This is a genomic window from Halomonas qaidamensis (genome assembly GCF_025917315.1).
Lineage (GTDB): Bacteria > Pseudomonadota > Gammaproteobacteria > Pseudomonadales > Halomonadaceae > Vreelandella > Vreelandella qaidamensis.
The window spans coordinates 1,541,399-1,561,184 of sequence record NZ_CP080627.1; the positions used below are offsets into that span (position 1 = coordinate 1,541,399).

Below are 19,786 nucleotides of genomic sequence, written 5' to 3' on the forward strand. Positions count from 1 at the left end.
TTATAACTTGAATCAATAGTATAGAAATAAACCGCACTGGATTTAAGGCAAAAACTAAAAGTACTAATTATTTGCACTAATGCGGTAGGTCCATGGGTTTTCAGCTAAAAGCCCCTTGCCACCAGCCATAGTCATGGCTAGGTCATGAAGTCCAGGCCATAACGGCACCGCTGAAGCGCCCTTCACAGCAAGGTCTAAACGTTGGGCCATCAACAGAAGCTTGTGTAAACGTTTCATTGATAGGCGGCTGATCGCTTTTTGATAAGCGGGGCGGCGTTTATCAAAAATCATCGGCTTCTGGGTTTTGCACGCGTGCTCAAAGCTTTGCCCTTGATCCAAATGCTGGTGTAACGATAACAGGGTACGTAGCTCACGACTGAGTGCCCAAAGCACAATGGGGGCTTCAACCCCTTCACTGCGCAGCCCATTGACGATGCGCGAGGTGCGGCTTGGCTCACCTTTTAAACAGGCATCCGCCAGATTGAACACATCGAAGCGAGTGCTGTCTTCCACGCCCTGGGCAATGCTTTCGACATTAAGACGAGTGTTAGGCGGATGAATAAGCGCAAGTTTTTGCAGCTCTTGATCAGCGGCCAACAGATTACCTTCTGTACGTTCACCCAATAAACGAGCCGCTTCTAAGTCAATTTGCAAACCATGTAGCGATGCACGATCCCGGAGCCAATAGCCTAAACGTGAGGCATCAACGGGCCATACAGGTACAAATAACCCTTGTTTGTCGAGCGCTTTAAACCAAGCGCTTTTTTGCTGCTTAGCGTCTAACTTGCCCATGCTGATCAGCAGTAAATCGTCACTACCACCCATCATCTCAGCATACTGAGCCAGTGCTTTACTGCCATCTTGGCCCAGTTTGTGTGTTCCTAACCGCAGTTCAAGGAGCTTATTAGAGGCGAATAAGGAGAGATTGCTGGCGGTTTCCAGCAGTCGGCCCCAGGAAAAATTAGCCTCTACATCAAGCACTTCCCGTTCTTCGACTCCCGCTTGCCGCGCGGCTAAGCGCACGGCATCGCAGGCATCTCGATGTTGCAATGGTTCATCACCGGCAACAATCACGACCTTGGGCAATTTTTTTGCTAAGGCCGCGGGAAGCTGGTCCGAAAATACCTTCACTGAATGGCCTCAAGGTTTGCCAATCTTTCGATAATGCGCTCAGCCAGTTGCCGCGTTAGCGTTTGTTCCGCTTCTTGAAAGAGGGTTTCGCGATTGAGCAGATCATCATCACTGACTCGAATGCGCGTACTGGTAGTTACTGTTGCATTGTTAAGTACGTAAGCATTGTTTTCTCGCTGCTGTACAGAGAGAGACGTGCTTAACGTTAGCTCGTGTTCTTGGCTGGCACGCCCTTCACTGCCAATACGGCGTTGGCGAAGTGCTGGCGAGCCTAGCGTGACTCGCCAGGGCGCACCGTCAGAAACCTCGGTGCTTTGCTGCAACAATCTGATGCGTAGCTGTTGGGCCAAGGCACTTGTGTTATCGCCCTCTAATGACAGTGCAGGCAAACGCGGCATTGAGTCTAAACCGCGCAGGCGAAACCCACAGCCACTGAGTAGCACCGCCGCTGAGGCGGCGATGCTGGTAGCGAGGAAACGACGGCGTGTAACGTGTTGGGATGGCTTCATCCACTCACCACAATGTTAACCAGCTTACCGGGTACAACGATGACTTTACGAACCGTTTTACCTTCCAGATGGCGCTGGACGTTTTCGTTCTCCATCGCAAGCGTCTCGATGGCAGCTTTGTCGGCGCTAGCCGGAGCTTCTAGGCGCGCGCGAAGTTTACCGTTTACTTGCACGACTAGTTCGATACTGTCGCGGGTGAGCGCGGCTTCATCCACCTTTGGCCACTGGGCTTCAATAGCGGGCTGGTCATAACCCAACTGTTGCCACAGTGTATGGCACAGGTGTGGTGTAATGGGCGCTAGCAGCAGTACGCATGCTTCAAGCGCTTCGCGACTGACCGCTAGGCCGAGTTCGGAGCTATCGTCAAACTTAGCCACTGCATTAGAGAGTTCCATTACCGCAGCAATGGCGGTATTGAAGGTGGTGCGTCGGCCAATGTCATCACTGGCTTTCTTGATAGTCTCGTGGGTTTTACGACGCAGCGCTTTTTGGTCGTCGTTCAACGCATCAACGGTCAATTCGCTCGGTGTACCCGCAGCAAGGTGCTCGGTAACCTGACGCCAAATCCGTTTCAAGAAGCGGTGCGCACCTTCAACGCCGGAGTCTGACCACTCCAACGACTGCTCAGGCGGTGCGGCAAACATCATAAATAGGCGTACGGTGTCGGCACCAAACTTGTCGATCATCGACTGTGGATCAACACCGTTGTTTTTCGATTTAGACATCTTCTCGATGCCGCCCATTTCCACCGGCTGGCCGTCGCTCATTAAGAGGGCACTTAATGGGCGACCTTTCTCATCACGTTTCACTTCTACATCGGCAGGGTTAAACCACTCTTTGCCACCGTTATCTTTAAAGCGATAGAAGGTTTCTGCAATGACCATGCCTTGGGTGAGCAGCTGCTGGAACGGCTCATCGGAATCCACCATGCCGAAATCGCGCAGCAGTTTGTGGAAGAAACGGGCATAAAGCAGGTGCAGAATCGCGTGTTCGATACCGCCAATATAGAGATCAACGGGCAGCCAGTAATTGGCACGTTCATCGAGCATTGCTTCGTGGTTATCTGCGCAGCAGAAGCGGGCGAAGTACCAGGAAGATTCCATAAAGGTGTCGAAGGTATCGGTTTCGCGCACCCAGCCATCGCCCAGCTCGGAAAACTCTGGCATTTTCTTTAGCGGTGAACCAGAAGCGTCTACGGTCACTTCCATAGGTAATGCTACCGGTAGCTCGTCATCAGAGAGCGGTACGGTTTGGCCTTCCGGGCCGTATTTCACGGGAATCGGCGCGCCCCAGTAACGCTGACGAGCAATACCCCAGTCACGCAGGCGGTAGTTGGTTTTCACCTCACCACGGCCAAGCTCCGCAAGCTTTGCGGCAATTGCATCAAACGCTGCCTGGAATTCTAGGCCATCGAACTCGCCTGAGTTAATCAGCGTGCCGTACTCAACGTAAGCACCTTCGGAAATGTCCGGCTGATTGCCTTGGGCATCGGCCACCACAGGCTTCAGCTCTACGCCGTACTTGGTCGCAAATTCCCAATCGCGTTGGTCGTGGGCAGGCACTGCCATGACCGCGCCAGTACCAAACTCCATTAACACGAAGTTGGCCACAAATACCGGCACTTCATCCCCAGTTAGCGGATGAATCGCTTTGTGCCCAGTGAGCATGCCCAGCTTTTCTTTGGTGGCCATTTCGGCTTCTGAGGTGCCACCTTTGGCACACTCGTCACAAAACGCCGCCAGCTCGCTGTTTTGCGCAGCAGCCTGCTTGGCCAACGGGTGGCCAGCGGCAACCGCCACATAAGTAACACCCATCAGCGTATCTGGGCGGGTGGTGTAGACCGCCAGCGGCTCGCAAGCACTGCCATCTTCCGCTTGAATATCAAAGGTCATCTCAACGCCACGGGATTTACCAATCCAGTTGCGCTGCATGGTTTTAACTTGCTCAGGCCACTCGACGTTTTCCAAATCGGCTAACAGCTCATCGGCGTAGTCGGTAATCTTCAAGAACCACAGCGGGATCTCTTTACGCTCAACCGGTGCGCCAGAACGCCAGCCACAGCCATCAATGACCTGCTCGTTGGCCAGTACGGTTTGGTCAACCGGGTCCCAGTTCACGGTGGACATCTTTTTGTAGACCAGGCCTTTTTCTACCAGCTTGGTGAAGAACCACTGTTCCCAGCGGTAATAGCTGGTATCACAGGTGGCAAATTCGCGGCTCCAATCGTAGGCAAAGCCAAGCGCCTTCAACTGGTTACGCATGTAATCAATGTTTTGATAGGTCCACTTGGCGGGCGGCACCTGATTTTGAATAGCGGCATTTTCCGCAGGCATGCCAAACGCATCCCAACCCATGGGCTGCATGACATTTTTACCCTGCATACGCTGGAAGCGGGATACAACGTCGCCGATAGTGTAATTACGCACGTGACCCATGTGCAGCTTGCCGCTGGGGTAGGGGAACATGGATAGGCAGTAGAACTTTTCGCGATTGGCGTCTTCTACTGCTTTAAAGCACTGGTGTTTGTCCCAGTACTGCTGAGCGTCACGTTCGATCTCTCGGGGGCTGTAATGTGCGTCCATCGGTGTTTTCAATGCCTTGGGGTAATTCGCCCCTAAAAGGGCGTAAAGTGAATAATAGATGACGACTGTCAGATAAGTAGCGTCGATTGTATCCTATGCAGGTGTATCCTTGAACGGGTAGCCGATGATAGGCCACACCCTGGGTCGACAAAAGGAGAGGGACCATGGAACAACATAACGATCACCGTTTGCGCGAAGGCTACGAGCGCCTGCTAGAGCGCATGCAGGACGGGGCTAATGAGCTTACCTGGGAAAACCTTCAAAAGGATTTAGACGAGGCCGTTGCTTTTGAAGCAGAGCTTGAAGAGTACACCAAAGACGAGCTAGCGCTGCTGCGTGCCTGGGTAGAGCGTGATTTGAAAGATATGCGCTACTACATGGCAGATACCGGTAAGCAGGTTGCAAGCTGGTTAGGTATCGATATCGACAGCCTGTCACGACGGGTGGCGGAATCGCTGCTTTCAATCGCCGACCGCAGCGTGGTGGAACGCGAACGCTTCGAAGATGACCTGGAAGCCGCGCGCGCCGACTACTGCGAAGGTGAAGTAGCCGCGCCCGGCCTGATGGCGTGCGTGCATTGCGATGCCCAGGTGATGCTAGAAAGCGTCTCTCGCCTGGAACCATGCCACCAGTGTGGCCACCGCTACTTCTACCGTTTTCCGAGCAAAATCGTCGAAACATGAGTGGCTAATTCGCCCATCATTTAATTGACCCACATGCTCAGGCCTGCGATCGCTCCTAGCGAGAGCAGGCTCATCATCGCTGCATACAGTAAATTATTTTTCATCATGCGGTAGCCGCTAACCCCGTAACGCCCCTGCAGTGAAAGATTAATGCCGGAAAGTGGCCCAACGCTGGTGCCTACCGCCCAGGCGCTCAGCGCGACAAAGGCAAACAGCGTTTGCTCACCACTGGCTAAATTCAAAATAGATGCCAGTACGGAAACGCCAATAATCGGGTGCAACCCTACCAGCGCACTTAACGTAATCGCCGCAAAGCTCACCATGGCCTGCCACATGCCAAAGGTGGCAAATAGCGTCCAGTCGTCACCTGCTGCCGCTGCAACCAGGGTAGAAAGCCCCAGGGTTAATAAGCCTGCTGCTAAAAACAACGAAATTTCCCCGCGCATTGCGGGTAGCCGTGTGGTGGTATGCTGGCGAATGCGTCGCAAGGTATAGCGCGCGCCTTCCTTCAGGTTGCTGAGTACCGCCACTGCTGGTAGTAAAAAGGTAATGATGCTGACAATGGTGAGCGACGGCGTCAGCCAAAAGTGAAACAGCATCACCAGCGCGGCCATGCCCGCAGGCATTAACAGACTACGCGGCGAAAGCGAAAAGCCGTCTACCTCGGCTAAATCAAACCGCCGCCTAAGCTCTAACGTCGTTAACAGCCCTGAAAGCATCGCCAACGGAAAACCAATTAGCGCAATCTGGCCGTACTGCACTTCTGGCACTAATGCGATGACTATCGCCATAGAGGCAAAGAAAGGCGACCATAGCGCCGCGCTACTCAGCCCACGGTTAAGCGCCAATAGCTGGGGCGTGGTTAGCGGTGAGCGCCTGGCTAAACGGTCGCCGACCATAAAGACCGTCGAAAGATTCAAAATAGTGCCGAGAAAGTGTACCCCCAGCCACGTACGCAGCACGCCATCTGCACCGGTCACCCGCTTACCCGGCGGGCGCTTATTACCGTGGGTGCCCAACAAAGAAATAAAGCTAACGCCCACTAGCATACTGACCACAAACACATTGCCCTGAAGCATGGCAGGCCAATTCACATTGGCACCGTAAACCACCCGCGCCACCATCAGCATCAACACCCCAAGGACAATCAGTACCCCCGCTTGAATACGCGAACGCCTAGGGATATCTCGCCACAACAGCGCCACTGCCGCCCACAATAAATAGCTCACCGCCTGCGCCGTTGGCATCGCACCGGTAAAGCCCACTATCTGCGCTAAAAGCCCCAGCAGCACCAGCACACCCGCCACCCGCCGCCGCATCGTTGTCTCTTGCATCTCAATCCCTTACTGGTTGAGTTAGCAGGCTAATAGGATTCTTAACCGTTGGCTAGCGCAAGAGAAGCGAAGAGGGCGTTTACCGAAAGAAAAGTCTAATTCTCGTAGCGCGATGATAATGCCGCCAACATTGGCCGCGCCGTTATAACCAATGAAAGCCCAATGAAAGCAACGTGTAGCGCGTAACGAATCTGCGAGGAACGAGCAGCGAGACACCCGCGAAGACGTGGCTCGAAAAAAGGGGGCTACAGCTTCGTTAGGACTGATCGTAGTGACCACCAATAGCGAATATATAGATGGACCTGTCATCGAATCGATATATTAAACGATCTTTCTGTGATATCCGCTTAGACCACAGGCCAGAGAGGTTATGCTTTAGAGGTTCAGGTTTTCCAAGGCCACAGGAAGGGTCGTTTGATCGCAGCATTTCCTTAAGCAATTTGCACCAGGCTTTGTGTAATCGTTTGTCTTTTTCGCGCATAACCTCATACGCTTCCCAAGTGTTGCCCTCAAAGACCAGTGATCTCATCCATTTGCTCGCTCGTCGGTTTATAGCCTGTTTTACTGCTGTGGGTGTCAAGAGAGTCGCTAATCTGCTGCATGAGATTCTTGTTTTGGAGCACGTGGAGGGTTTCCTGTTCTCGCTCCCAGTCCTCAGCGCTGATTACCACGAAAGCCTCTCCGGCTCGTCGCGTTACTTTGAGCGGCTCATGCCTGCTAATTACTTGCTCTACAACACTTTTAAGGTTATCCCTGAATTTGTTTACGCTAATTGTGTCCATAACGGCACCTTGCTGTACGGGTTTTCCGTACAAGTATACGAAAAAAGCCCCAACAAGACCAAGCACGGTGACGCCTCTTTCGTTGCGGCTTCGCCGTCACTAAAGCCGCGCGTGCTGCGGGCATTATGCATCACCACTGTGAGGGGTGAGGTTTTTCATGAACAAGCGTGATTTTCTGAAATTGCTGGCGCTGGTATTCGTTAGTAGTAAGGCCAGTGGGCGTGGCGGTGATGATGACAAGACCATCGATAATGGTCATCAGCGGATTGTGGTTATCGGGGCCGGTTTGGCGGGGTTAGTGGCGGCAAAAGAGCTCATGGGGGCGGGGCATAATGTGATTGTGTTGGAAGCGCGAGACCGTATTGGTGGCCGAATCTGGACGAGCAAGAAATGGCCTGACGTACCCCTTGATATGGGCGCGACGTGGATTCACGGTGTTTCTGGTAATCCAATTAGCGAGCTGGCCGATCAATTGGGGGCGAGGCGCTTGGTGACAAGCTACGAGCGAGCCGTTACTTACACTACCGACGGTCAAGCATTCTCGGAAGTCGAAGAAGCCAAACTTGAGGCTGTCCGGAGAAGAATGTTTGCTGCATTGCGCAAAGCACAGAGTGCGGATGCAGACACCTCTATCAGGCAGGTGGTCAACTTGCTTGAGAAAAATTTCGCAAGCGATCCAGAAGCGCTACGCTTCCTGAGTTTCTGCTTGTCGGGAAACATTGAACAAGAGTATGCGGGGAGTGCGAGTCGTCTTTCATCATATTGGTACGACAGTGCAGAAGAGTTCGATGGGGATGATGTTTTGTTTGCACAGGGATTCAGCGTCATCACCGAGTATTTGGCGCAGGATGTCGACATTAGGCTGTCTCAGGTGGTCAACGAAATAAAGTTGCAGGATGAATCAGCGGTCAGCGTCCGCACCACAGACAATGAATTTATAGCTGATCGGGTTGTTGTCACACTGCCACTCGGTGTGCTGCAACACAATGATGTGCGCTTCGTTCCAGCGTTACCCGAAGAAAAGCGAAATGCTATTAGCAAGCTTGGCATGGGGGTGTTGAATAAGTGCTACCTTAGATTTGAGCAAGCCTTCTGGCCTGAGGACATGGATTGGCTTGAATATGTTTCGGCAAAGCATGGCGAGTGGACTGAATGGGTTAGCTTTCAGCGAGCGGTAAACATGCCAATATTGCTAGGGTTTAATGCCGCTGATCGTGGGCGTGACATTGAAGCATGGTCAGACGAGCAGATTGTGGCGAGTGCTATGGAAACGTTGAGGACTATCTTTGGTGCCGATATACCGCAGCCCGTCGACTATCAAATAACGCGCTGGGCATCTGACTCCTTTACGAGAGGTTCGTACTCTTACAATGCCCTAGGTTCAACAACCGTGATGCGCGATGCTCTGGCAAACGCGTTGAATAAACAGTTATTTTTTGCCGGGGAAGCGACCGACAGAGATTATTTCGGGACCGCGCATGGAGCTTTTTTATCTGGTCTACGAGTATCTAGAGATATTCTATCGATATGACTTATCGCCAACCAGGAGCGTATTGTAAATGGTGCTATAAAATGGTGAGAAACTGGTAGAGCAATCGATAGAAAGAACAATAACTTTATATTTTTGGAGCAGCCATGCCACATTGCATTGTTGAACATTCGGCATCGTTGGACGGTGAGTTGATATTGCCATTGGTATTTTCAGGTGCCATGAAGTCGGCGCTATTTGAGACTGATGGCAGTGACATAAAAGTAAGGTCAATCGCTTATCAAAACTATCTGACGGGGCAGGAAAAATCTGATTTTATACATGTGATTTTAAAGATTTTGTCGGGTAGAACCTCTGACCAGAAACATATGCTTTCAACGGCGGTATTAACACAACTTCAAGAACTTGAACTTCACGATTGCTCATTAACCGTCGAAGTAATAGATATTGAGCGTGCTAGTTACTCAAAGCTGGTTCATGGAAAATAGGAAATGTGATGAGTTGTTACGAGGCTTTGAGTCTGACGTTACAAGCATAGGCCACCTGCTTGTGCCCGGATCAGTGTCGCTTTGGAAAGCCGATACTGATCCGTTTGCAATGTATCTTTGAGTCAGTTTTGCATGGGGATATCGTCTTTCCAGCGAAATCCAATTCCACCCGCTTTCCAGACACCGTCGTTATTAAATGGATGTGGCCCACCAAGATTAATATGCTGAGGCAGCCCAAAATGGGGGGCTAGGTTCTGTTTTGCTTTGACTGTTACTCGATCCATAATGCGCAGCCCCTGCTCTTCGGCAGACATATGCGCTTCTGGGGCAGCCCTATGTGCCAGAGCCCAGTTATCAATGTATAGCAAATCACCAGTATCGTAGTGATATCGAATGCCGTAGCCTTTTTCAAAGGAGGCGTCCAGCAAGTCGTTATAATCATTGAAAAGCTGCTTGAGCTCTTCTTCATTGAGCAAGCGCATCTGTTCCACGTTAGCTGCCTGCCGTTGAAGTTCATTAATGGGCACACCGTCTTCTGGCAGCCGTTCGATCACCGCACCTGTCATGCCTAGATGTAACCAGACGCTCTTGCGCCCAGAAATGGGATGAGTGTGAACAACAGGATGACTCACGCCTGAGGCGGAATTCACAGAGACTAGACGTTCCCAAAAGGCTTGTTTTTCCTTTGGCAGCACATCGAAAGCGGCGCCTTGGTGAGCGAAGTGAGTGCTGCCACCGTGTTCCGGGGCTCGCGCCATATAATAGGCAGAGTGGGAGAAGGTGTCGGCTTCGAAGCTCCCATCATTGTGCCACTGTGGGCCGACACCTAAGATGCCGTAGCGGTGATCATTAGAACAGCGGAAAATATCTCTGTTCATATCGGGAGTGGCAGGATGGACGCCATGAGTGGAATGGATTTCGCCAGCGCCCCACCATTTACTCGCATTAACCAGTTCATCCGTAGAAAGGTCAGTTTGATGCTTGAAAACGATGAAGCCGCGATTTGCCATTTCTACTTCCAGCGCTTTAATGACGGGGTCGGGAAGTCGTGAGCGAACATCAGCGCCGTAAATTTCAATGCCAAGTGGTGCTAGCGGTTTAATGCTTAACCCCTGCTGTTCAAAAAGCGAGATATGCTTAGGCGTGAGGGGTGGAATGGTTGGGGGCGTAGTGCTGAACGCGGTAGTGTTGGACGTTTCTGCTGATGTACCCATAGTTTTGAATTGTCCCAAATAGTTTTGAATTGCCTTAATAGTTTTGAATTACCTTAATGGTTAGTTTTTTATTAAGCCTAACGCAGTATATGGTGTTGGCAAATCCACGGTGTTCAAAGGTAAACACCAGTAAGAAAAGCAGCCTTAGCAACGATTGCCTCAGTGGCGTCGTGCCTCCTCCAGTTCCTCAATCATTTTTTTAGCGGCGTTGGAAAGTGTGCGGTTAGTGTGAACGAGGTAGCCCAGCGGGCGCTGTATGGGCGCGGTATCTACGTCTAGCTCGACCAGATCGCTATCAATCATGTTTTCGGGTAGTAGGCTCCAGCCAAGCCCTACGCTGCACATCATTTTCAGCGTTTCTAAATAGTTCGTCGCCATGCTGACAGGAAGCTGCAGGCCTGCTTCGGCAAAACGCTGACCAATTAAAGTGCGGGTAAAGGTTTTTGCCCCTGGCAGCACGCAATTGAATTCACATAATTCAGCCAAGCTGAGCGGGCTGCGGTGGTGGTTGACGCGCTGGGCCAATGGATGGTCAGTGGCGCAGACAAAGCACAGCCTATCACGCCATAGTTCGACCACGTGGAGGTGTTCGACGGGGTGGGGGGAGAGAGTGACGATCGCCATCTCCAGCGTGCCGTCGACGACTCCTTGGTAGGCTAACTCTGAGTCCAGAAAATGTAGGTCCAACGCCACTTCTGGGTGGCGGTGAGTGTACTGCTTTAATAGCGGCGGCAGACGGTGCAGACCGATGTGGTGACTAGTGGCGAGCGTCAGCTTGCCGCCTACTTGGCCGGAAAGATTGGCGAGCGCGCGGCGGCTATCTTCCACGGTAAACAGTATGTGCTGTGCTTTGGGAAGTAATACATTGCCCGCTTCGGTCAGCGCAATGCGCCGCCCGATACGGTCAAACAATCGCGTGCCCAGCAGGTCTTCAAGGGTGGCGATGCGTTTGCTTACCGCGGGTTGTGTTAAATACAGCTGTTCCGCCGCGCGGGAGAAGCTTTGGGTTTCAGCAACGGCCAGAAATGCTTGCAGGCTTTGGGTATCCACTCGCAACTCCCTGAGCAGGTTTTTCTAAAGAGTTTCTAAAAAGGTAGCGTTAAACATGTATTCCAATTTGGAATCTAAACTATGAATAACATGAATTGCTTTTATGCGCGACCCGCGTGACACTGCATGTATCGTACTATTAAGCAGCACGTAGAGGCTGCCATACCGAACTAGCAGGGCAATGCCCAGGAGAGCAACATGTCAGGTCAAACGCTTTACGACAAACTCTGGAACCAGCACTTGGTGAAGCAGCGTGATGATGGCACTGCGTTAATTTACATCGACCGCCAATTGCTGCACGAGGTCACTTCGCCTCAAGCGTTTGAAGGCCTGCGTTTAGCTAACCGCAAACCCTGGCGTTTAGATGCCAACTTGGCAACGCCTGACCACAACGTTCCTACGACGGTAAAAGAGCGCGCTGAAGGCAATAGCGGTATTAAAGACCCTGTGTCGTTAATTCAGGTGCAAACCCTGGACGATAACTGCCTTGAGTACGGTATCGAAGAGTTCAAAATCAACGACCCGCGCCAGGGTATCGTGCACGTGGTAGGCCCAGAGCAGGGTGCAACGTTGCCAGGAATGACTGTGGTATGTGGCGATTCCCACACCGCTACCCACGGTGCGTTTGGTGCTTTGGCACACGGTATTGGTACCTCGGAAGTTGAACACGTCATGGCGACCCAGTGTTTGCTGGCGCAAAAAATGAAGAACATGCAGGTGCGTGTGGAAGGCGAGCTTGGCCTGGGCGTGACCGCTAAAGATGTAGTGTTGGCGATTATCGGTAAGATCGGCACCGCTGGTGGCACGGGCTATGCGATTGAGTTTGCGGGCAGCGCGATTGAATCGCTGTCTATGGAAGGCCGCATGACCGTGTGCAACATGGCGATTGAAGCTGGTGCTCGTGTGGGCCTAATTGCCGTTGATGACACGACGATTGACTACCTTGCCGAGCGTCCATTTGCGCCTACCGCCGAGCAGTGGGAAGGAGCAGTGGCGGACTGGCGTCAGTTGGTTTCTGATGCCGACGCACAGTTCGATAAAGTGGTTACTCTGCAAGCTGAAGAGATTGAGCCGCAGGTAAGCTGGGGCACTAGCCCTGAAATGGTCACCGGTATTTCTGGCCAGGTGCCCGACCCAAAGGCTGCGCTAGATGAGACGGTACAGCGCAGCCACGCCCGCGCTCTCGAATATATGGGGTTGCAGGCGAACCAGAAAATTACTGATATCAAGCTTGATAAAGTGTTTATTGGTTCCTGTACTAATTCGCGTATTGAAGACTTACGCGAAGCCGCCAAAGTGGCTAAAGGTAACAAAGTCGCTGATTCTATTCAGTTGGCCATGGTGGTGCCGGGTTCTGGCTTAGTGAAGCGCCAAGCAGAAGCGGAAGGCTTGGATAAAATCTTTATTGAGGCAGGTTTTGAGTGGCGCGAGCCGGGTTGCTCCATGTGCTTGGCAATGAATGCCGACAAGTTGGGTGCTGGTGAGCACTGTGCATCGACGTCTAACCGCAATTTCGAAGGTCGTCAGGGCTACGGCGGTCGTACGCACTTGGTAAGCCCTGCGATGGCCGCCGCAGCAGCGATCGCTGGCCACTTTGTTGATGTACGTACCTTACCCGCTAACGACGCCAGCCATGCGCAGGAGGCCTAAACCATGAAAAAATTTGAACGTTTAGAAGGTGTGGTAGCGCCACTTGACCGCGCTAACGTCGATACCGACTTGATTATTCCGAAGCAGTTTTTGAAGTCGATTAAGCGTACTGGCTTTGGCGTGAACCTGTTTGATGAGCTGCGCTATTTAGATGAAGGCCAGCCAGGGCAAGACTGTTCACAGCGCCCGCTAAACCCTGATTTTGTATTAAACCAGCCGCGTTACCAAGGCGCTGAAGTGTTACTGGCGCGTCGTAATTTTGGCTGTGGCAGTTCCCGCGAGCACGCGCCTTGGGCGCTGGAAGACTTTGGTTTCAAAGTGGTGATTGCGCCAAGTTTTGCCGATATTTTCTATAACAACGCTTTCAAAAACGGCATTCTGTTGATTACGTTGGAAGAAGACGTAGTTGACCGCCTGTTTACGGAAGTGGAAGGCAGTGAAGGCTATCAGTTAGACGTAGATTTAGAAAATCAGCGGGTCATTACACCTGGTGGCGAAATTCTCGAATTTGAGGTGGATGAGTTCCGCAAGCACTGCCTGCTGAACGGACTGGATGATATTGGTATTACTCTGCAGGACGAAGACGCAATTCGCGCGTTTGAAGAAAAACACCGCCAGCAGCGTCCGTGGTTATTCCGTCAGCCTGCGTAAGCGTTCATTCACCTTTAACGTTTGAAATGCTAAGGAAATTGCATGACTCATAAGGTATTACTGCTGCCGGGTGATGGTATTGGCCCTGAAATTGCGGCCCAGGCGGCGCGCTTGCTGAAGGCCTGCCAGGAAGCTGGTTTGGATATCGAGGTCGAAGAGGGCCTTGTTGGTGGCTCTGCTTACGATGTTCACGGTGAGCCACTGCCTGCGGAAACCCTTGAAAAAGCCAAAGCGGCCAGCGCTATTTTGCTTGGCGCTGTTGGCGGTCCTAAGTGGGACAAGCTAGAGGACCTTTCCAAGCGTCCTGAAAAAGGCCTGCTAGGTCTGCGTAAAAACCTGGGTTTATTCGGCAACCTGCGCCCGGCGATGCTTTATCCGCAGCTGGCTAGCGCCTCTAGTTTGAAGTCGGAGTTAGTCGCTGGGCTGGATATTATGATTGTCCGTGAGCTTACTGGTGGCATTTATTTCGGCCAGCCACGTGGCATTGAAGAGCGTAATGGTGAGCGGGTGGGTTTTAACACCTACATATATTCTGAGAGCGAAATTGAGCGTATTGGCCGTGTCGCCTTTGAAATGGCTCAGAAGCGCGGCAAAAAACTCTGCTCGGTAGATAAAGCCAACGTGCTTGAAGTCACTATTTTGTGGCGTGAAGTGATGGAGCGTTTGGCACCGGAGTACCCGGATGTTGAGCTTTCCCATATGTACGTAGATAACGCCGCTATGCAGCTGGTGCGCGCGCCAAAACAGTTTGATGTGGTGGTGACCGGCAACATGTTTGGCGATATTCTTTCTGATGCCGCTGCCATGCTTACCGGGTCTATCGGTATGTTGCCATCGGCGTCGCTAAACGAGAGTGGCCAGGGCATGTACGAGCCTTGCCACGGTAGCGCACCGGATATCGCTGGGCAGAATGTTGCTAACCCATTGGCCATGATGCTGTCTGTGGCGATGATGCTGCGCTACTCATTGAATGAAACCGCTATGGCTGAGCGTATTGAAGCCGCTGTTGGTAGTGTGTTGGATAATGGTTTGCGCACTGCTGACATTGCCTCAGAAGGTACGCGCCGTGTATCTACCGTTGAGATGGGCGATGCAGTATTGGCGGCCTTCGCAAAAGATTAAATTATGTATAAAGCGTGCTAACTAATTGACGCTGAAAGGTATTAACAGTCGGCCACCCAGGGGTGGCCGACGTCGTGTCTAATATTTGTGTATAATATGGCTCTCATTCTTAGTTGGAGGACTTCACATGTTGAAAGTCGGTTTCGTGGGATGGCGTGGCATGGTTGGCTCGGTGCTGATGCAGCGCATGCAGGATGATGGTGATTTTAACGGTATTGAACCGGTATTTTTCACCACCTCCCAAGTTGGTCAGCCTGGCCCCGATATCGGCGTGGACGTGCCTCCGCTGAAAGACGCGTTTGATATTGATGCGTTAAAAGCGCTGGATGTGGTAGTTACCTGTCAAGGTGGCGACTATACCAAGCCGGTTTATAAAGACTTACGCGAGGCGGGCTGGAAAGGCTACTGGATTGATGCGGCCAGCACCCTGCGCATGGAAGACGAAGCGACCATTATTCTTGATCCGGTCAACCGTAAGGTGATCGATGACCAGCTAGCGAAGGGGGCTAAAACCTTTGTCGGCGGTAACTGCACCGTGAGCCTGATGCTGATGGGGCTGGGTGGCTTGTTTGAAGCAGATATGGTTGAGTGGATGACCTCCATGACATACCAAGCCGCTTCCGGTTCAGGTGCAAAGCACATGCGCGAGCTGTTGAACCAGATGGGGCAGTTGCGCGATAGCGTAGGCGAAGAGCTTAAAGATACCTCTAGTGCGATTCTGGATATCGACCGTAAAGTGACTGCTGCGATGCGCAGCGGCGACTTCCCCACGGATAATTTTGGAGCACCGTTAGCGGGCAGCCTGCTGCCATGGATCGATACCAAGCTTGATAACGGCCAAAGCCGTGAAGAGTGGAAGGGCAGTGTTGAAACCAATAAGATCTTAGGTTTGCAAAACAATCCGATTCCCATTGATGGCCTTTGCGTGCGTATCGGTGCAATGCGTTCTCACAGTCAAGCGTTCACCATTAAGCTGAAGCAGGATGTACCGCTTGACGAGATCGAAGATCGCATCGCTAAGCATAATGAGTGGGTTCAACTGATCCCGAACGACAAAGACGCCACTGTTGCTGGCCTAACGCCTGCTGCTGCGACTGGTACGCTGCAAGTGCCGGTTGGTCGTCTACGCAAGCTGAATATGGGTGGCGAATACCTATCTGCCTTCAGTGTTGGTGACCAGTTGTTATGGGGTGCTGCCGAGCCGCTTAAGCGTATGCTGAAAATCTTACGCGAACAGTAAGCACACCGTGCTTTAAGCAAGATTGTTGAATCGAAACGGGAAGCTGTTCGCAGCTTCCCGTTTTTGTATGCTCCCATTGGCCCTAACCTGTCGTTGATACCCCGTTTTATGCGTTTTAATGGATAGGTGCTACTAAGTTGGCGTTGAGCTAGTCCTAGATTGGTATAGGTAGTAATGATCAGTGTGTGGTAAAAACGATTGACTCCATGACATGGGGGCCTGTTTTGACCGTGCTATTAGAGTGCTACTAACAAAGAAACGCAGTAGGGGCGTGAATGAAAAAAAAGTTGGCAGGGTTGCTGTGGCTATCGCTTACTGCTGTTAGTCCGTTAGCGCTGGCTCTCGGGTTGGGCCCAGCAACGGTAAATTCACCGTTAGATGCGCCGCTTGATGCAACAGTGCCACTTCAGGAAAGCGAGCGTTTTGCGCTGAGTGATTTACGTGTTGAAGTAGCAAACGAATCGGCGTTTAGGGCGCTGGGTTTAGAGTGGACACCGCTCACGGCAAGTATCAGTGTGCAAATTCAAGCGCAACCTGACGGGCATCGGCTGCTGCTGCGCTCTTCTCAAGCGGTTCATGAGCCATGGCTGGATTTACTGCTATCTATTTCCTCGCCGGAAGGGCGCCAAACGCGTGCGTTAACGCTGTTATTTGATCCCCCTGAATATGCAATGGGCAGCCAAGAGGGTGCAGTAAGCACGCCTGAAGTGCCTAGTCGCACCTCTGTCGTCACTTCACCAGCTGCAAGAGATATTGCTTATGTAGCAAGTGGCGATACTTTTTGGGGCGTTGCTGCAAGGGTGAAACCGTCCGACGTTACCATTCAACAAATGATGATGGCGCTTTTAGAGGCCAACCCAGGCGCGTTCCCTACGGGTAATGTGGATGAACTCCGTGCAGGGCAGACGCTCAATATTCCCAGTCGTCAGCGGATAACCTCACGAACGCCCAGTGATGCCGCCCAGGCGATTCAGGCGATGCGGCAGCCTGCAAGTCGTCCGGTGGCTGAGCCCCAAGAAACCTTTGAAGGCCGTGAGCCAAGCATCGAGCAGGCCAGCGAGCCTGCTATGGTGAGTGATGATCAGGGCGCCAATCAATCTCAGGAAATGTCTGAGGCTGTGGCCTTCGACGAAGAGCAAGTGCTAGCCGAACAGCTGTTGGAAAGCCAAGCTAGGCTGCAAGCGGCACAGGATGAGCGGGATCAAATACGTGGTGATCTAGCCACGTTGCGTGAAGAAGTGGTGTCTTTAACCCAAGCGTTGAACGCCTCTCAACGTGAGCTGCGGGAGGTGACTGACCTAACCGATGCGCTAGCAGGAAGTGCCACGCTGTCAGGGAGTAATACAGAGAATAGTGCGACCAGTGAGATGGCTAGTTTTAACCGCCCACAGAGTACGTCTGAAACTATCATTCAGCGCATTACTGCGTATCAGTGGCCGTTGGCTAGTGTCATCTTGGCACTATTGTTAGGAGCGCTAATATGGTCGCGTAAGCGACGAGAACGTGAGTGGGAAGACGTGCCTGCAGCGGCCTCCTTGTCTACATCTACAGACAAGTCTCCGGAGTCACCTAGGCCTGTGGTCGCCGCTGAGAAAACCGTCGAGCCTAGCGGGCCGCATGAGTCCTCAGTATTTAATGTTGCAGAGCATGAGGCGTCTGAGCAGAGCGTTTCAGAGCCAGTTGAGCCAGTTGAGCCAGTTGAGCCAGTTGAGCCAGTTGAGCCAGTTGAGTCGGCTGAACCAGTTGAGCCGGTGTCCTTTGCACCAGACGATGTGGGCCCAAAACCGTTCGCGCCTGTATTATCAGCTTCAGAACCGGCATTATCAGGCTCGGATGTGTCAACGCCAGACATTGCAGCGCAATCTAGTGCGCCGTTTGAAGAAGAAAAAGATGACAGGGAGCATGTTGGCGAAGAAGTGTTAGCGCTTGATAACGCTTTTTTAGCGGCTCCCGAGCCAGTCGAAGAACCTGTATCGTACGGTGAGGGGCAGCAGGATAGTACGATTGACTATGAGCCGCCCGCTATCGAACCTCACGAACCGGCGGTAGAGGCTCCCAGGCAACCAGCAGTCGATTTTACCTGGGACTACGTGTCTGCTGAGCAAGAGAGTGGTATGGCTAAAGCAGCCACAGTACAACAGCAAAAAGCTGCTGAAGATGAGTGGGAAATCGAAGAGGTGGCATTCGAGCCGCGACGTCGGGATAATGGTGCACCTTAACCATTTTCTATGTGACGTGGCTTCATGACGCTGTTTTACCATTTTGACGAAACAACGCCCTTAACTGGGCGCCTAGCGATGGGCATTGAATACGATGGTACGCGCTTTTGCGGCTTTCAGCGTTTGAAGCACGCAGCCTCCGTTCAACAGGCAGTGGAAGACGCGCTTGAAAAAGTGGCTAGTGCGCCAGTGCGCATTCATGCCAGTGGTCGAACCGATTCTGGCGTGCATGCCACACGCCAGGTGATTCATTTTGATCCTCCCGTTCAACGTTCTGAAAAAGCGTGGATTTTTGGCAGCAACACCAACCTTCCCAGAGACGTTGCTGTGCGCTGGGTAAAACCCGTCTCAGATGACTTTCATTCGCGCCTCGGCGCGCTTGGGCGTCGCTATCGCTATATTTTGTTGAATCAAATTAGCCGACCTGTGCTAGAGCGCCATAACGTAACCTGGTGCCGAGACCCGCTAGATGCCGACGCTATGCATCGGGCAGCACAAGCCTTGGTAGGCGAGCACGACTTCAGCAGTTTTCGAGCGGCGGGCTGTCAGTCCAAAACGCCTTGGCGACAAATGCACTTTGTAGAAGTGAAGCGCTACGGGCCAATAGTAGTGATTGATATTCAGGGCAATGCCTTTCTGCACCATATGATTCGCAATATTGCCGGGGCGTTGGTCAGCGTAGGGCGCGGTTCCCAGGATGAAGGGCATATTGAGCGCCTGCTGGCACTGAAGAATCGCCGTAAAGGCGATGTTACCGCACCGGCCTGCGGCCTTCATTTTGTAGACTCACTTTATGATGAGCGTTTTGACCTACCAAAAGAGCCGCTAGGACCTAATTTGCTTGCATTTACCGGTGAATGGACTGGCGAGCGTGTGCTGCCTGATAACCCACGCATTGCTGCAAGGCGTAAATTGACGTTCAAGAAGCAGGAGCCCTTAGAGTACTTAGCGCAAAAAGAGCCTTTCGAACAGCAGGAGACGTCATCGTGAGTGCATATTCAGCTCGCACGCGGATTAAATTTTGTGGCTTAACTCGCCACGAAGACATCACACTGGCAGCAGCGTTGGGTGTGGATGCACTGGGCTTCGTAATGTGGCCCAAGAGTGCCCGCAGCATAACGCCTGCATTACTGGAAGAGCTGGCAGCGCAAGTACCTGCCTTTGTGACCCGGGTAGGTTTGTTTGTTAACCAGCCCGCTGAGTTCATTGAACAGTGCTTGCCTTATCTGGATTTAATCCAGTTTCATGGTGATGAGCCAGCTTCGTTCTGCCAGCAGTTTGGGCGGCCTTGGATTAAAGCGCTGCGTATGCGTGACGATATCGATTTGCATCAGGCGGCGGCTGACTATTCTCACGCGCAAGCGCTGCTATTAGATGCCTACCGACCGGGTACGCCAGGGGGAACCGGAGAGACCTTTGATTGGTCCAGAATACCCTCAACCCTGGAAAAACCTGTTATCCTGGCTGGTGGGTTAACGATTGATAATGTGGCTTTAGCGGTTAGCCAAGTAATGCCTTATGCTGTTGATGTCTCTGGTGGTATAGAAACCACTCCCGGCGTAAAAGATGCTGATTTAATGACGTCTTTTGTCAAACATGTGGCGTTAGCCAGCGTCCAATAAGTTTATTGCGTAGCACGCCC

At 52.2% G+C, this 19,786-nt stretch carries 18 protein-coding genes; 10 read left to right on the forward strand and 8 right to left on the reverse strand.

Annotated elements, in window-relative coordinates; genetic code table 11:
* Positions 1 to 63 precede the first annotated feature (63 nt).
* The 3 genes from holA to leuS are packed head-to-tail and all read right to left on the reverse strand — an operon-like array spanning position 64 to position 4,222.
* Entirely contained in the window at positions 64 to 1,131 is a 1,068-nt protein-coding gene (gene holA, locus K1Y77_RS07160; protein WP_264431084.1) for a DNA polymerase III subunit delta, read from the reverse strand.
* Positions 1,128 to 1,640, reverse strand: coding sequence for an LPS-assembly lipoprotein LptE (locus K1Y77_RS07165; RefSeq protein ID WP_264431086.1), 513 nt, complete (start codon positions 1,638 to 1,640; stop codon positions 1,128 to 1,130). Before K1Y77_RS07165 ends, holA begins: the two co-directional genes overlap by 4 nt.
* Positions 1,637 to 4,222 carry a leucine--tRNA ligase gene (gene leuS / locus K1Y77_RS07170; RefSeq protein ID WP_264431088.1) on the reverse strand — a complete coding sequence of 862 codons (2,586 nt, stop codon included), beginning with the start codon at positions 4,220 to 4,222 and terminating at the stop codon, positions 1,637 to 1,639. Before leuS ends, K1Y77_RS07165 begins: the two co-directional genes overlap by 4 nt.
* A gap of 164 nt (positions 4,223 to 4,386) precedes the next feature.
* Between leuS and K1Y77_RS07175 the strand changes: the two genes are divergently transcribed.
* Positions 4,387 to 4,905 (forward strand): zinc ribbon-containing protein, encoded by a 519-nt coding sequence (locus K1Y77_RS07175; RefSeq protein ID WP_030069306.1) that lies wholly within the window; start codon positions 4,387 to 4,389, stop codon positions 4,903 to 4,905.
* Positions 4,906 to 4,925: 20 nt separating this feature from the next.
* On the opposite strand, the gene K1Y77_RS07180 is transcribed toward K1Y77_RS07175, so the two are convergent.
* The 3 genes from K1Y77_RS07180 to K1Y77_RS07190 all read right to left on the reverse strand — a co-directional run bounded on the left by K1Y77_RS07180 (position 4,926) and on the right by K1Y77_RS07190 (position 7,021).
* Positions 4,926 to 6,239 (reverse strand): hypothetical protein, encoded by a 1,314-nt coding sequence (locus K1Y77_RS07180; RefSeq protein WP_264431091.1) that lies wholly within the window; start codon positions 6,237 to 6,239, stop codon positions 4,926 to 4,928.
* Positions 6,240 to 6,495: 256 nt separating this feature from the next.
* Positions 6,496 to 6,768, reverse strand: a complete 273-nt coding sequence (locus K1Y77_RS07185; RefSeq protein WP_320055279.1) for a Txe/YoeB family addiction module toxin — start codon at positions 6,766 to 6,768, stop codon at positions 6,496 to 6,498.
* Positions 6,749 to 7,021, reverse strand: a complete 273-nt coding sequence (locus K1Y77_RS07190) for a type II toxin-antitoxin system Phd/YefM family antitoxin (protein ID WP_264431092.1) — start codon at positions 7,019 to 7,021, stop codon at positions 6,749 to 6,751. The genes K1Y77_RS07185 and K1Y77_RS07190 overlap by 20 nt, the downstream gene beginning before the upstream one ends.
* A gap of 157 nt (positions 7,022 to 7,178) precedes the next feature.
* Between K1Y77_RS07190 and K1Y77_RS07195 the strand changes: the two genes are divergently transcribed.
* On the forward strand, positions 7,179 to 8,552 hold the full coding sequence (locus K1Y77_RS07195) for a flavin monoamine oxidase family protein (RefSeq protein WP_264431094.1): 1,374 nt from the start codon (positions 7,179 to 7,181) through the stop codon (positions 8,550 to 8,552).
* A gap of 104 nt (positions 8,553 to 8,656) precedes the next feature.
* Complete coding sequence (locus K1Y77_RS07200; protein ID WP_264431097.1) at positions 8,657 to 8,998, forward strand: 5-carboxymethyl-2-hydroxymuconate Delta-isomerase; 342 nt, start codon at positions 8,657 to 8,659, stop codon at positions 8,996 to 8,998.
* Positions 8,999 to 9,120: 122 nt separating this feature from the next.
* On the opposite strand, the gene K1Y77_RS07205 is transcribed toward K1Y77_RS07200, so the two are convergent.
* The gene (locus K1Y77_RS07205; protein ID WP_264431098.1) at positions 9,121 to 10,212 is read right to left on the reverse strand and encodes a TauD/TfdA dioxygenase family protein; all 1,092 of its coding nucleotides are present in this window, start codon (positions 10,210 to 10,212) and stop codon (positions 9,121 to 9,123) included.
* 159 nt (positions 10,213 to 10,371) lie between these two features.
* A complete protein-coding gene (locus K1Y77_RS07210; protein WP_030069317.1) occupies positions 10,372 to 11,262 on the reverse strand; it encodes a LysR family transcriptional regulator in 891 nt (296 codons plus the stop codon).
* Between the two features lie 198 nt (positions 11,263 to 11,460).
* Here K1Y77_RS07210 and leuC point away from each other — a divergent pair, with 198 nt between their 5' ends.
* The 7 genes from leuC (at position 11,461) to K1Y77_RS07245 (ending at position 19,766) form a co-directional block, all read left to right on the forward strand.
* Positions 11,461 to 12,912 (forward strand): 3-isopropylmalate dehydratase large subunit, encoded by a 1,452-nt coding sequence (leuC, locus tag K1Y77_RS07215; protein WP_030069319.1) that lies wholly within the window; start codon positions 11,461 to 11,463, stop codon positions 12,910 to 12,912.
* Positions 12,913 to 12,915: 3 nt separating this feature from the next.
* Positions 12,916 to 13,563: a 3-isopropylmalate dehydratase small subunit gene (gene leuD, locus K1Y77_RS07220; protein ID WP_030069321.1), complete on the forward strand. Its 648-nt coding sequence runs from the start codon at positions 12,916 to 12,918 to the stop codon at positions 13,561 to 13,563.
* 42 nt (positions 13,564 to 13,605) lie between these two features.
* Entirely contained in the window at positions 13,606 to 14,685 is a 1,080-nt protein-coding gene (leuB, locus tag K1Y77_RS07225; RefSeq protein WP_264431101.1) for a 3-isopropylmalate dehydrogenase, read from the forward strand.
* Positions 14,686 to 14,812: 127 nt separating this feature from the next.
* Positions 14,813 to 15,925 (forward strand): aspartate-semialdehyde dehydrogenase, encoded by a 1,113-nt coding sequence (asd, locus tag K1Y77_RS07230; RefSeq protein ID WP_030069325.1) that lies wholly within the window; start codon positions 14,813 to 14,815, stop codon positions 15,923 to 15,925.
* Between the two features lie 275 nt (positions 15,926 to 16,200).
* Complete coding sequence (locus K1Y77_RS07235) at positions 16,201 to 18,144, forward strand: type IV pilus assembly protein FimV (RefSeq protein ID WP_264431103.1); 1,944 nt, start codon at positions 16,201 to 16,203, stop codon at positions 18,142 to 18,144.
* Positions 18,145 to 18,168: 24 nt separating this feature from the next.
* Positions 18,169 to 19,134: a tRNA pseudouridine(38-40) synthase TruA gene (truA, locus tag K1Y77_RS07240; protein ID WP_030069328.1), complete on the forward strand. Its 966-nt coding sequence runs from the start codon at positions 18,169 to 18,171 to the stop codon at positions 19,132 to 19,134.
* On the forward strand, positions 19,131 to 19,766 hold the full coding sequence (locus K1Y77_RS07245; RefSeq protein ID WP_035536122.1) for a phosphoribosylanthranilate isomerase: 636 nt from the start codon (positions 19,131 to 19,133) through the stop codon (positions 19,764 to 19,766). The genes truA and K1Y77_RS07245 overlap by 4 nt, the downstream gene beginning before the upstream one ends.
* Positions 19,767 to 19,786 lie beyond the last annotated feature (20 nt).